General features: G+C 68.5%; 13 protein-coding genes and 1 pseudogene. 7 read left to right on the plus strand and 7 right to left on the minus strand.

The window, feature by feature from the left end; translation table 11 throughout:
* Nucleotides 1–8 precede the first annotated feature (8 nt).
* Complete coding sequence (locus P6281_RS04340) at nt 9–1,013, plus strand: glutathione S-transferase family protein (protein ID WP_041785382.1); 1,005 nt, start codon at nt 9–11, stop codon at nt 1,011–1,013.
* Nucleotides 1,014–1,139: 126 nt separating this feature from the next.
* Here the strand turns inward: P6281_RS04340 and P6281_RS04345 are convergent, their stop codons facing one another.
* The 3 genes from P6281_RS04345 to P6281_RS04355 all read right to left on the minus strand — a co-directional run bounded on the left by P6281_RS04345 (nt 1,140) and on the right by P6281_RS04355 (nt 4,415).
* Nucleotides 1,140–2,075: a hypothetical protein gene (locus P6281_RS04345; protein ID WP_014383889.1), complete on the minus strand. Its 936-nt coding sequence runs from the start codon at nt 2,073–2,075 to the stop codon at nt 1,140–1,142.
* A gap of 193 nt (nt 2,076–2,268) precedes the next feature.
* Nucleotides 2,269–2,745, minus strand: a complete 477-nt coding sequence (locus tag P6281_RS04350) for a DUF2771 domain-containing protein (protein WP_373307964.1) — start codon at nt 2,743–2,745, stop codon at nt 2,269–2,271.
* Nucleotides 2,746–2,765: 20 nt separating this feature from the next.
* Entirely contained in the window at nt 2,766–4,415 is a 1,650-nt protein-coding gene (locus tag P6281_RS04355) for an MFS transporter (protein WP_036428514.1), read from the minus strand.
* A 130-nt stretch (nt 4,416–4,545) separates the two neighbouring features.
* Between P6281_RS04355 and P6281_RS04360 the strand changes: the two are divergent.
* Nucleotides 4,546–5,328: pseudogene (locus P6281_RS04360) on the plus strand (DUF3027 domain-containing protein); the annotation flags it as partial.
* 185 nt (nt 5,329–5,513) lie between these two features.
* Here the strand turns inward: P6281_RS04360 and P6281_RS04365 are convergent.
* Nucleotides 5,514–5,969, minus strand: coding sequence for an SRPBCC family protein (locus P6281_RS04365; protein WP_008253866.1), 456 nt, complete (start codon nt 5,967–5,969; stop codon nt 5,514–5,516).
* A gap of 23 nt (nt 5,970–5,992) precedes the next feature.
* Complete coding sequence (locus tag P6281_RS04370; protein ID WP_008253869.1) at nt 5,993–6,268, minus strand: DUF2530 domain-containing protein; 276 nt, start codon at nt 6,266–6,268, stop codon at nt 5,993–5,995.
* Between the two features lie 150 nt (nt 6,269–6,418).
* Here P6281_RS04370 and P6281_RS04375 point away from each other — a divergent pair, with 150 nt between their 5' ends.
* Genes P6281_RS04375 through P6281_RS04385 form a run of 3 tightly spaced genes read left to right on the plus strand, consistent with a single transcriptional unit; the run spans nt 6,419 to nt 7,981 of the window.
* Nucleotides 6,419–6,850, plus strand: a complete 432-nt coding sequence (locus P6281_RS04375; RefSeq protein WP_008253872.1) for a MarR family transcriptional regulator — start codon at nt 6,419–6,421, stop codon at nt 6,848–6,850.
* Entirely contained in the window at nt 6,847–7,692 is an 846-nt protein-coding gene (locus P6281_RS04380; RefSeq protein WP_014379239.1) for a TrmH family RNA methyltransferase, read from the plus strand. The genes P6281_RS04375 and P6281_RS04380 overlap by 4 nt, the downstream gene beginning before the upstream one ends.
* A 10-nt stretch (nt 7,693–7,702) precedes the next feature.
* Entirely contained in the window at nt 7,703–7,981 is a 279-nt protein-coding gene (locus P6281_RS04385; protein ID WP_008253878.1) for a DUF2537 domain-containing protein, read from the plus strand.
* A 51-nt stretch (nt 7,982–8,032) separates the two neighbouring features.
* On the opposite strand, the gene sepH is transcribed toward P6281_RS04385, so the two are convergent.
* Complete coding sequence (gene sepH / locus P6281_RS04390) at nt 8,033–8,803, minus strand: septation protein SepH (protein ID WP_014379240.1); 771 nt, start codon at nt 8,801–8,803, stop codon at nt 8,033–8,035.
* 135 nt (nt 8,804–8,938) lie between these two features.
* On the minus strand, nt 8,939–10,069 hold the full coding sequence (gene serC, locus P6281_RS04395; protein WP_085981100.1) for a phosphoserine transaminase: 1,131 nt from the start codon (nt 10,067–10,069) through the stop codon (nt 8,939–8,941).
* 247 nt (nt 10,070–10,316) lie between these two features.
* Between serC and P6281_RS04400 the strand changes: the two genes are divergently transcribed.
* Together P6281_RS04400 and P6281_RS04405 are read left to right on the plus strand one after the other, a co-directional pair.
* Entirely contained in the window at nt 10,317–11,342 is a 1,026-nt protein-coding gene (locus P6281_RS04400; protein WP_009957570.1) for an AurF N-oxygenase family protein, read from the plus strand.
* 21 nt (nt 11,343–11,363) lie between these two features.
* Nucleotides 11,364–13,052, plus strand: a complete 1,689-nt coding sequence (locus tag P6281_RS04405; protein ID WP_202284650.1) for an FAD-dependent oxidoreductase — start codon at nt 11,364–11,366, stop codon at nt 13,050–13,052.
* The last annotated feature ends 22 nt before the right edge of the window (nt 13,053–13,074 follow it).

Here is a 13,074-nt window from a genome sequence, read left to right on the forward strand (position 1 = left end):
TGGAACACATGGCTTCCTACATCGCCCAAGAAGGCGAGTTCAATCGCGACACCGACTACATCACCACCCGCATCACCGCCGATGGCCGTGACGGCTACCCGGTCGAGCCCGACCGGTACCGGCTCGTCGTGGCGCGCGCGTGCCCGTGGGCCAACCGCGCCATCATCGTCCGCCGGTTGTTGGGCCTCGAAGGCGTTCTCTCCATTGGCTTTTGCGGCCCGACGCACGACGAGCGCAGTTGGACGTTCGATCTCGATCCCGGTGGTGTGGACCCGGTCTTGAAGATCCCGCGGCTGCAGGACGCCTACTTCAAGCGGTTCCCCGATTACCCCAAGGGCATCACGGTTCCCGCGATCGTCGATGTGCCGAGTGGGGCGGTGGTCACCAACGACTTCGCGCAGATGACGTTGGACCTGTCGACGGAGTGGTCGGCCTTTCATCGCGACGGCGCGCCCGAGCTCTACCCGGAGCGGCTGCGCGCGGAGATCGACGAGGTCAACAAGCGGGTCTACACCGAAATCAACAACGGCGTATACCGGTGCGGCTTCGCCGGCTCGCAGGAGGCCTACGAGTCCGCCTACGACCGGCTGTTCGCCGCGCTGGATTGGGTGAGCGATCGGCTGGGCGGCCAGCGCTATCTGGTGGGCGACACCATCACCGAGGCCGACGTGCGGTTGTTCACCACGTTGGCCCGCTTCGACCCGGTGTATCACGGGCATTTCAAGTGCAATCGCAGCAAATTGAGCGAGATGCCGGTGCTGTGGGCTTACGCGCGCGACCTGTTCCAGACGCCGGGTTTCGGGGACACCGTCGACTTCGTCCAGATCAAGCAGCACTACTACATCGTCCACGCCGACATCAACCCCACCCGCATCGTGCCCAAGGGTCCCGACCTGTCCGGGTGGCTATCGCCGCACGGGCGAGAGAGCTTGGGCGGCAAGCCCTTCGGGGAGGGGACGCCCCCGGGTCCGCCCGTCGAAGGCGAACGGGTACCGCCCGGCCACGGTGCGTGACCCACCCTACCGCCGAACGTGGCCCACCCTCTACCGCCGAGCGTGGCCCACCCCCAACCGCCGAACGTGGCCCACCCTCTACCGCCGAACGTGGCCCACCCCCTACCACCGAACGTGGCCCACCCGCTACCGCCGAACGTGGAGTTGTGGCGGGAAATCGCGGCGTTTTGGCCCAACAAGTCCACGCTCGGCGGCTGAGACCGGGCAACCCGCCGCGACCAAAGCGCCGCGGGCGCGCTCCACGACGACGTACGGCCGGTACCGCAGCATCTCGGCGCTCACCTGGATGATTGACCAGCCCTGGGCTTCGAGTTCTGCCAGGCGATCGATGTCTCGGGCCCGCTGCGCCGGGTCGGTCCAGTGATGCGCGCCTTCGAATTCCACACCGGCCTTCCATTCCTCCCAGCCCATATCGATGCGCGCCAGCACCGCGCCCCATTCGTTGAGCACTTCGATCTGGGTTTGTGGCCGCGGCAATCCGCTGCCGGCGAGTAGTAACCGGGTCCTCGTCTCGTACGGCGATTCAGCGCCCCCGTCGACCATGGTCAGAGCAGTTCGCAACTGCACCAGGCCGCGGGCGCCACGATGGCGGTCGGCCAGCAGTTCGACGTCGGCTGGCTTCAAGTCTGTTGCATGCATGAGGGCATCGAGCCGAATCACCGCTGTGGTCAAGCCCTTTCGCCTACCAAGGTCGAACGCCGTGCGCGCCGGCGTGGTCAGGCGCATCCCGTCGCGCGTGCATATTTCGTCGTCGTCCAAGGTGTCGCTGTGCACGATGATGCCCCGTGCTTTGTCGCGGCCGGCACGGTTGAGCTCGGCCGGCAGCCAGTCGTCGATCCACTTGGTGCGGTGTAGCGCCGCCGCGGATAGCCCCGCCAGCGTTGCGGTCCTTCCAGACCACAGCCAGGCGGCGACCGCTCGGGTCACCGGCGTCAACAGTTGTCCACGGCGGATGTAGACGTTGCGATGAACCATCTCGAATTCGGTTCGCAATCGGTGCCGAGTAATAACTCCAGCGGCCAGTGCGTCGGTGCCTCGAAATGGCCAGTCCGGGATTTCCATGGGGACACGGTGCCGGTCGGCACCGACACGTCTGGTCGAACGTGGGGTTGTGGCGGGAATTTGCGGCGTGTCGTCGCAACAAGTCGACGCTGGGCGCGGAGGGTGGCGACGCTGGGCGCGGAGGGTAACGACGCTGGGCGCGGAGGGTGTCGAACGTGGGCGCGGAGGGCGGCGAACGTTGGACGGAAAAGACCTAGAAGACGAGCCGCACAGACCATTCCGCGTGCGGGACATCGCGGAGTTCGCCGGCCGGGTCCACCGCCAAAGTCAGTAACTGCACGACGATCCCGGCGAGGCGACCGCGATGCGGGTCCACCGGCGGAATGGTCACGGCGAGTCGGGTGCCCGGCCGAAAGATGGTGCTGGTGCTGTTCGTTGGATCCTCATACACCTGCACAAGGCGCCACGGCGCCCGATAGATGGCATCGGGCACCGAGAGCTGAATCGGATACCGCTCGCTGACCTGTAGCTCGCCCTGCGTCTGCGGCGTCGCACAGTCTTCGAGGTTGAGCACGTTGCAATAGAGGTAGGGCCCCACCCGGGTCAGGTGTCCATGTGAGTACGCACTGATCTCCGGGCGTTGCGGACCGGAGCGGCCCACCAGCAGCCAGGTGCCGACCCCGACGCCCACACAAAGCAGGGCCATCAGGCAGGCCAGCAACACGGACATGCCGCGGTTGATTCGGGGTTTCACTCGGCGACCACCGCCGGGCTGCCGACACGGCGACGCGCGCCCTCCTGCTCGACCATGATGGGCCTATTACCTCCCAGGCCGGGAATCAGCGAGTTGCCGCGGAAGCTGACGAGCGTCTGCGCCAGGCCCAGGATGAGCAGCGCAGTGACCGCGGTGAAACCGACCCACAGTTCGGTGTACACCAACACACCCACGGCGCCGCCGAGGACCCAGGCCAACTGCAGCGTCGACTCCGAGCGCCCGAACCCCGATGCCCGGGATTCCTCGGGCAGATCGTTCTGCAACGAGGCGTCCAGGGACGCCTTTGCGATCGCGCTGGCCCCCGACGTCACCAGCGTGGCGATCGCGGCCAGCACCAGGTTGCCGCCCACCGAGGCCGCCAATGCGACCGCGCTCACCGCCAGCGTGCAGCGCACCACCAGCACGGCGGGCCGGCCCAGTTTCAGGCGCGCGCTGGTGAAGTTGCCGACGAAGTTGCCGATGCCGGCCGCTGCGCCGATCACCCCGAGTATGGCGACCTGCGCCCACCCGCTAGCGTCATGCGCCTTGGCGACGAATGCCGGATACAAGAACAGAAACCCCACCATGACCTTGATGGTGCAGTTACCCCACAGCGAAGTAATGATGTTGCGGCCCAACGGTTGCCGAAGTGCCCCGCTGACCTCCCTGTGCCAGCTTCGGCGCAGGGGTTCGCTGTCGTGGCGGTAGCTCAAGGTGGCGGGCACCTCCCCGGCGGTCACCTCGACCCAGCGCGGAATCCGCATGGACAGCGACGCCCCGGCGACGGTGACGGCCACGACGACGAACAATGCGCCGGGCAGCTTGAACAGGTGGGTACAGACGAATTCGACGCCCCCGGCGATGGCGCCCCCGGCGATGGTGCCGCCCAGTAGACCGAACATGGTCAGCCGCGAGTTGACCCGCACCAGGTCGATGGTCGGCGGCATCACCCTGGGCGTCACCGCGCTGCGCAGCACGCTGAACGACTTCGAGAACACCATCATGGCCAGCGCGCACGGGTACAGCACCATCGACGGGTAGCTCCCGCTGGCGCCGTCGTAGTTCAGGATCAGCACCAGCGCCAACGCCGTGCGCAGGGCGAACGACGCGGCGAGCGCGACGCGGCGGCCGTGCTGCAGCCGGTCCAGCGCCGGACCGATGAGGGGCGCGATCACCGCGAACGGCGCGATGGTGATCAGCAGATACAGCGCGACGCGGCCCTTGCTCTCCCCGGTCGCCGCGGCGAAGAACAACGTGTTGGCCAGCGCGACGGCCATCGCGGCGTCGACCGCGAAGTTGGCCACCGTGGGCCACGTCAGCGCCGTCAGGCCGGACTTGTCGGCGCCGTCGGCCGTCGCCGCGCGCTGCACCATCCAATACATCCGCGAACCCATCTCGCGGCTGCGCAGCGCCGCGGCGCGGGTGACGGTGATCCGCTCGCCCGAAGACGGCCCGCGAGGGGGCGCGCTGCTGCCACGGTCCGGCTCCGTCTGCTGGCCCAGCGGGGGCAGATAGCGGTTGGCGCTCGGCATCGGCGGCGGGCGGCGCGTTCGGCGCTGCGCACCGTCGCCGGCGGGGTAGTTGGCCGCGCCCGGATGTTGTGCGGCCACGCCATTAGGGGCCCGGCGGCCTGGCTTGGAGGCCACCCGGCCCGGATCGTGTTGCCGCCGCCCAGACACTCCCCGATTCTCCCCTATGCCGGCGACATGCGTCTGCAGGTAACGGGGCGTGGCTCGTCAACCTAGTATTGGAACCGCAATGCAGACAGAAGACAACGTGACCAGACCCACCGAAGGATCCTCCGTGGCGACCGTGGACGAGTGGCCCGAAGGGCTGGCGGCGGTGCTCACGGGCGCGGCCGACCAGGCCAGGGCGGCTGTTGCGGAGTTCAGCGGACCGGAGATGGTCGGCGACTACCTGGGCGTCGGCTACGAAGACCCCAACACCGCCACCCACCGGTTCCTGGCGCACCTACCCGGCTACCAGGGGTGGCAGTGGGCCGTGGTCGTGGCCGCCTATCCCGGCGCCGATCACGCCACCGTCAGCGAGGTGGTGCTGGTCCCGGGGCCGACGGCTTTGCTGGCGCCGGAATGGGTGCCGTGGGAACACCGGGTGCGCCCCGGGGACCTCAGTCCCGGGGATTTGTTGGCGCCCGCCGCCGACGATCCCCGCCTGGTTCCCGGCTACACCGCCAGCGGCGACCCGCAGGTCGACGAGACCGCCGCCGAGATCGGGCTGGGCCGTCGCTGGGTGATGAGCGGCGAGGGCCGCGCGGCAGCGGCCGAACGCTGGCACACCGGCGATTACGGCCCCGACTCGCCGATGGCACGATCCACCAAGCGCGTTTGCCGCGACTGCGGCTTCTTCCTGCCGCTATCGGGATCCCTCGGCGCGATGTTCGGCGTGTGCGGCAACGAGCTGTCGGCCGACGGGCACATCGTCGACAAGCAGTATGGCTGCGGTGCGCACTCGGACACCCCGGCGCCCGCGGGCACCGGGTCCCCCGCGTACGAGCCCTACGACGATGGCCTGCTGGACGTCACCCAGGCGCCGGTCGAGCCGACCGCGCCGTCCGAGCCGACGGAAGAGACGACCGAGACCACGGAGGAGGCGGCCGAGCCGACGCAGGAGACGTCGGAAGCCCAGCCGGAGTCGGTGATCCGAGCGCCGGAGGCGCAGTCCGAGACCGAGACTGCCGAATCCGAGCAGCAGTCCGCACCCGAGCCCCAGAGCGAGTCGCTGGACTAGCCCTTTTCTGCGGCGGCCTTGATGCGCGCCAGCGAGGCGTTCATGCCGTCGAGCAATTCGTGTTCGAAGTTGTCGGTGCCGCCGAAGAGCGCTTTGACCGACAGGTTCGAAAACGCGGTGACACCGTTTTCGGCGTGGCGGCTCTCGATCACCCGGGTGCCCTCGCCGGCCGGTTCGAGCTCATAGCTCCAGATTGTGTTGTTGGTGTCGACGCGGAACGCGAGTTTGCGGTCCGGGACGATCTCGACCACCGTGCAGGTGGTCGGCCAGAACATCCGGTTGCGGCGGTTGAGGTTCAGGGTGCGCGTGCCCTGACGCAGCGGGCCGAACGGCTTCATCCAGCGGCACTGCGGACTCCACTCCGGCATTCGCCGAAGGTCGGAAATCAATTCCCACACTTTGGCAACCGGTGCGTTGATGTCGACGTGCGCTTGCAATAGCGGGGCTACCATCGCTCCTCCAATGGGTCAGCGAATCATTTTTCGTCGAGGTAGTTTTCGAGTCCGGCCTGGGCGCCGCGGGCGCCGCGGCGTGCCGCCGCGAGTTGGAGCAGGAAAATGGTCGTACCGAGCAGCCCCACGCCCAGACCGGCCAGCGTCACCGGGCGCCAGCTCGTCAGGGCGGGCACCAGGAACGCCGCGGCCGCCGCGGCGACCCAACCCAGCGCCCCGAGCGCGATGAACGCCCACGCGTGCACCAGTACCGCCGGCAGCGGCGGCGGTGCGCGGTGGTGATCAGGTTCGGCGGACATCGCGAATAACATAGCCCGCCGCCGGTCCCCGCCGGGCGCTCACCTACTTGCCGAAACTAAGCGCTTCGATGAAATTCCGCGGCATTTGGCGGAACGAATCAAGAGCCGGTTGGTGTCCCGGTTTCTCAGGCTTGCGTGTAACCTCGCGCCATGCCTGACAGCGATGCGCGGCTCGCCAGCGACCTGTCACTGGCTGTCATGCGGCTGGCCCGCCAGCTGCGGTTCCGCAACCCGTCGTCGCCGGTGTCACTGTCGCAGCTGTCGGCGCTGGCGATGCTGGCCAACGAAGGTCCGATGACGCCGGGCGCCCTGGCGATTCGCGAACGGGTTCGGCCGCCGTCGATGACGCGGGTGATCGCGTCGCTGGCCGAGATGGGTTTGGTGGACCGCGTGCCGCATCCCGTCGACGGCCGGCAGGTGCTCGTCTCGGTGTCCGAATCCGGGGCCGAGTTGGTCAAGGCCAACCGTCGCGCCCGTCAGGAATGGCTGGCCAAGCGGCTGTCGACGTTGGACACCGAGCAGCGCGACATCCTGCGCAGCGCCGCCGATTTGATGTTGGCGCTGGTCGACGAAAGCCCGTGAGCGCCGATGCCGGCAACGTCCAGGACGTCGAGGATCCCGATGACCCGAGGCTCGACGACTTCCGGGACCTGAACAGTGTCGATCGCCGTCCCGACCTGCCGTCGGGCAAGGGGCTGGTGATCGCCGAAGGCGTGCTGGTGGTTCAGCGCATGCTCGCGTCCCGGTTCCACCCGCATGCCCTGCTCGGCACCGACCGCCGGCTCACCGAGCTCAAAGACGACCTCGCCGGCAGCGCCGTCCCCTTCTACCGGACGTCCGCCGACGTCATGGCGCGCGTGGTCGGCTTCCACCTCAATCGCGGCGTGCTGGCGGCCGCCCGGCGGGTGGGGGAGCCCAGCGTGGCCGAGGTGATCGCCGGCGCTCGCACCGTCGCCGTGCTCGAAGGGGTCAACGATCACGAGAACCTGGGCTCGATTTTCCGCAACGCGGCCGGGCTCGGCGTCGACGCCGTGGTATTCGGCAGTGGGTGCGCCGACCCGTTGTACCGCCGCGCCGTCCGGGTGTCGATGGGACACGCACTGCTGGTGCCGTATGCGCGCGCAACCTGTTGGCCGGCCGAGCTGATGACGTTGAAGGAGAACGGGTTTCGGCTGCTGGCTATGACCCCGCACGAGTCGGCGTGCCCGCTGGCCGAGGCGATGACGGCCGCGCGCGGCGAACGCGTCGCGGTGCTGGTGGGCGCCGAGGGTCCCGGGCTGACGCCGGCCACCTTGCGGTGCAGCGATGTGCGGGTGCGCGTTCCGATGTCGCGCGGCACCGACTCGCTCAACGTCGCGACCGCGGCTGCGCTGGCGTTCTACGAGCGCTCGGTGACGAAAGGCGGCGATGAACGGTCAGGCTAGGCTTCGGCTGATGAAGGACGAGTCCGTGCCCTGGGCAACGGGTTTGACGGTGGCCGCGTTCGTCGCGGCGGTCACCGCCGCGGCGATCGTCGTGCTCACTCTGGGCTTGGTTCGCGTGCACCTGCTGCTGGCCGTCGGGCTCAACATCGTGGCCGCGGGGGGACTGGCGCCGACCCTGTGGGGGTGGCGGCGCACCCCGGTCCTGCGCTGGTTCGTGCTCGGCGCCGGAGTCGGCGTGACGGGAGCGTGGGTCGCGCTTCTCGCCCTGGCGGCCGCGGGCCGCGCCTAGTGGTGATCGCGAGCGCGGCGCAGCCGGGCGAAGCGGGCCGCGCCTAGCGGGCTAGCGCTGCCCTCCCGAGCGCACGCCGAGCAGCACGTCCTCCCACGCCGGGATGACCGGCTTGCCCCGGCGCGTGTGCACGGGTTTTTCTTCCGGCTCCGGGGCCGGCTCCTGCGTGACGGGCGGCTTCGCGGGCTCTTCGAAGTCGACGTGGGCCACCCGCGCCACCGGCCGCAGCGGACGCTCGAAGGTCGGGTCGATCAACGCGCTGGCCGCGTCGTCGATGGCGGTGACGGTCCCGCCGTGGGCGCCGGGCGTGAAGCAGAAATGCGCGAGGTTGTCCGAACGGCCGACCTTCCACGCGAGCTGGACCGTCCACCGGTTGTCTTCGTTGCGCCAGGCGTCCCAGCTGAGTTTGTCGTGATCGAGGCCGCGCGTCACCAAGGCGGTGCTGACGGTCTCCAGCAGGGTCAGCACGGCGGGACCGTCGGCCAGCATGGGATGGGCGGCGGTTGCCAGCTCCGCGGCCCGGAACCGTTCCAACAGCACCGGGTGGGCAAAGCGGCGGATCCGCGACACGTCCGACCCCGACGCCGCGGCGACCTGCTCGACGGACGCGCCGGCGCGGATCTTGGCCTGAATTTCTTTGGGGCTGAGCATGTTGGTGACTTCGATCTCGAGCTGCGGCTGCTCGGGGTGCTGGGCCGCGTCGCGCAGAACGGCCCGCAGGCGGTCGTCGGCCGCCAGCTTGAACTGCTCCGCGGGATCATCGCTCTCGCAGATGACATATTTGCTGTCGGCATCGAGCCCAACCACTTTGAGTTCCCGCATGGCTATCTCCTCGCAGGCTCCGTGCAGATCAGCGACGGACCCGTCACGGCGCACTTTAGTCCAGCAACCGCCCATCATCTGTGCTGACACGCTGGGCGGCGGCGCGCCGATTACCGGCTGTTCAAGGGCGCGCGACTAGAGCCGCTCAACGACCCAGTCGACGCACTCGGTGAGGGCGCTGACGTCGTCGGGATCCACGGCCGGGAACATCCCGACCCGCAGCTGGTTGCGGCCGAGCTTGCGGTACGGCTCGGTGTCGACGATGCCGTTTGCCCGCAGGACCTTCGCCACGGCCGCGGCGTCGACGTCGTCGGCGAAGTCGATGGTGCCCACCACCTGCGAGCGCAGCTTCGGGTCGCTGACGAACGGGGTGGTGTAGGGCCGCTCCTGTGCCCACGAGTACAGCCGTCCCGAGGAGTCCGCCGTGCGCTTGACGGCCCAGTCCAGCCCGCCGTTGCCCAGCATCCAGTCGACCTGCTCGGCCATCAGCGCCAGGGTGCCGACCGCGGGGGTGTTGTAGGTCTGGTCCTTCAGGCTGTTCTCCACCGCGATGGGCAGCGACAGGAAGTCGGGCACCCAGCGGCCCGAAGCGGCGACGGACTCGACGCGGGCCAGCGCGGCGGGGCTCATGACGGCCAGCCACAGCCCGCCGTCGCTGGCGAAGTTCTTCTGCGGCGAAAAGTAGTAGGCGTCGGTCTCGGCGATGTCGACGGGCAGGCCGCCGGCCCCGGACGTCGCGTCGATGACGACCAGCGCGTCACCGGAGTCGGTGGGTCGGCGCACGGGCACCGCGACCCCGGTCGAGGTCTCGTTGTGGGCCCACGCGATCACGTCCACCGACGGATCGCTCTGGGGTTCGGGGGCGCCGCCCGAATCCGACTTGATGACGACGGGGTCGCCGACGAAGGGGTTCTTGGCCACCGCGGAGGCGAACTTCGAGCTGAATTCCCCATAGGACAGGTGCAGCGAGCGCTTGTCGATCAGGCCGAACGCCGCGGCGTCCCAGAACGCCGTCGCCCCCCCGTTGCCCAGAATGACCTCGTAGCCGTCCGGCACCGAGAACAGCTGAGCGAGCCCCGACCGCAGTCGGCCCACCAGATTCTTGACCGGCGCCTGCCGGTGCGAGGTCCCGAACAGCGGCGCCGCCGTCGTGGTCAGCGCCTGCAGTTGCTCGGGCCGGACCTTGGACGGGCCGCACCCGAAGCGGCCGTCGCGGGGCTTGATGGCGTCGGGAATTTGAAGGGAATCTGCGAGCTGGTCAGCCATGCTCATCAGGGTAGTGAGCCACCCTGGCGGGCCGTTGCGGCGGGCCGACCGTCGGACCGGGCCGTCAACGCAAAACGCCTGCTCGGGGGGCCTCCGACGTTTCCTCCGTTGTGATCCAGGGCATACGAATTCGATGACCACTGGTCAGGTCACAGTGCCTCGGACGGGTCTAGGAAATATCCGGTACCTCCGGTACTGTCTGGACATAGCACGTCCAAATGTAAACCTCATTGAGGAGGCCTAGGTTATGGCTAGGACGCGATTGGTCCGGCGTTGGCGCCGCAACATGGAAGTGCGCGACGACGCTGACTACGTCAACATGCTTGCCACACTGTCCGAGGGGTCGGTGCGGCGCAACTTCAACCCGTACACCGACATCGATTGGGACTCACCGGAATTCGCTGTCACCGAGAACGACCCTCGGTGGATCCTGCCGGAGACCGACCCGTTGGGCCGTCATCCCTGGTACCTGGCGCAGTCCGACGAGCGCAAGATCAAGATCGGGATGTGGCGGCAGGCCAACGTGGCCAAGGTGGGACTGCACTTCGAATCCATCCTGATCCGCGGCCTGATGAACTACACGTTCTGGGTGCCCAACGGCTCGCCCGAATACCGGTACTGCCTGCACGAGTCGGTCGAAGAATGCAACCACACCATGATGTTCCAGGAGATGGTGAACCGGATCGGCGCCGACGTCCCGGGCATGCCGCGGATGCTCAAGTGGCTGTCGCCGTTGGTTCCGCTGGTGGCGGGGCCGCTGCCGGTAGCGTTCTTCATCGGCGTGCTCGCCGGCGAGGAGCCCATCGACCACACACAGAAAAATGTGCTGCGCGAAGGCAAGTCCCTGCACCCGATCATGGAACGGGTGATGGCGATCCACGTCGCCGAGGAAGCGCGCCACATCTCGTTCGCTCACGAGTTCCTGCGCAAGCGGGTGCCGGAATTGACCAAGAGGCAGCGGTTCTGGACCGCGTTGTACCTGCCGCTGACCATGAAGGTGCTCTGCCGCGCGATTGTGGTGCCGCCCAAGGCTTTCTGGCAGGAGTTCGACATCCCGCGCGAGGTCAAGAAGGAACTGTTCTTCCGCTCGCCGGAATCGCGTAAGTGGCTCAGCGACATGTTCGGCGACGTGCGGATGCTGGCCTATGACACCGGCCTGATGGAGATGCGCTCGGCGCGGCTGATGTGGCGGTTGTGCAAGATCAACGGCAAGCCGTCGCGCTACCGCAGCGAGCCGCAGCGCCAGCACCTGGCCTCGGTCCCGGCCGCGTAACGAGTCCGGTCTGTAGGTTTCATGCCGCACGTTATTACCCAGTCGTGCTGCAACGACGGGTCCTGTGTTTTCGCGTGTCCGGTGAATTGCATTCACCCCACGCCGGACGAGCCCGGCTTCGCCACCTCGGAGATGCTCTACATCGATCCGGCGGCCTGCGTGGACTGCGGCGCCTGCGTGAGCGCGTGCCCGGTCGGGGCCATCGCGCCCGACACCCGGTTGGACACCAACCAGCTGCCCTTCGTCGAAATCAACGCGTCGTTCTACCCGAAACGGCCCGAGGGTGAGAAGCTTCCGCCGACGTCGAAGCTGGCGCCGGTCATCCCGGCCGCCGAAGTGCGGGCCCGCCGCCGGCCGCTGACCGTGGCCATCGTCGGATCGGGTCCGGCGGCGATGTATGCCGCCGACGAGCTACTCACCCAGCATGGCGTGCGCGTCAACGTCTTTGAGAAGTTGCCCACCCCGTACGGGTTGGTGCGGGCCGGGGTGGCGCCCGATCACCAGAACACCAAGCGGGTCACCCGCCTCTTCGAGCGGGTCGCCGGCCACGAGCGCTTCCGCTTCTATCTCAACGTCGAGATCGGCGAACACCTCAGCCACGACGACCTGCTGGCTCACCACCACGCCGTGCTGTACGCCGTGGGTGCGCCCGAGGACCGTCGCCTGGACATCGAGGGCATGGGTTTGGCCGGCACCGGGACCGCGACCGAATTGGTGGCCTGGATCAACGGGCATCCCGACTTCGCCGACCTGCCAGTCGATCTCGGCCACGAGCGGGTGGTAATCATCGGCAACGGGAACGTCGCCCTCGATGTCGCCCGGGTGCTCACCGCGGACCCCGACGACCTGGCCCGCACCGACATCGCCGACCACGCCTTGGCGGCGCTGCGCGGCTCGGCTGTGCGTGAGGTGGTGATCGCCGCCCGGCGCGGCCCGGCCCAGTCGGCGTTCACGTTGCCCGAGCTGATCGGGCTCACGGGCAGCTCCGAGGTCGTCCTCAGCGCGGCCGACCACGAACTGGTCGCGGCCGACCTGGCGACGGCGTCGGATCCCTTGACGAAAAACAAGCTGGAAATCCTGAGCACGCTCGGCGACGATTCGGTGCCGGCGGCACGCCCGCGGATCAGGCTGGCATACCGGCTCACCCCGACCCGTGTGCTGGGGGAGCAGCGTGTCTCCGGTCTGGAGTTCTCGGTCACCGGCACCGATGAGGCGCGCCGCCTGAACACGGGCCTGGTGCTGACGTCGATCGGCTACCGCGGCAAGCCGATTCGTGGGCTTCCCTATGACGAATCGTCGGCCGTGGTGCCCAACGACGGCGGGCGCGTCGTCGATCCCGCCTCGCGCGCACCCGTGCCCGGCGCGTACGTCGCGGGCTGGATCAAGCGGGGACCGAGCGGGTTCATCGGGACCAACAAGTCGTGCTCGTTTGAGACCGTGCAGGCCCTGGTGGCCGATTTCAACGCCGGCAAGCTGACCGAACCGGCGGCCAAGCCCGAGGCGCTGGCCGCCCTGGTGCGCTCCCGTCGGCCTGAGGCCGTCGACGCGGCGGGATGGCGTGCCATCGACGCCGCCGAAATCGCGCGCGGCAGCGGTGACGGCCGGCCCCGCAACAAGTTCACCGACGTCGCCGCGATGCTCGCGGCCGCCGCGACCGCCGAGCCGGCGCCGCCACCGCGACGCCGGCTCTTGGACCGGCTGCTCGGTTAATGCCGATGGCGGCGACCCGCCG

It is taken from the genome of Mycobacterium sp. 5-140-3-2, assembly GCF_035666375.1.
Lineage (GTDB): Bacteria > Actinomycetota > Actinomycetes > Mycobacteriales > Mycobacteriaceae > Mycobacterium > Mycobacterium intracellulare.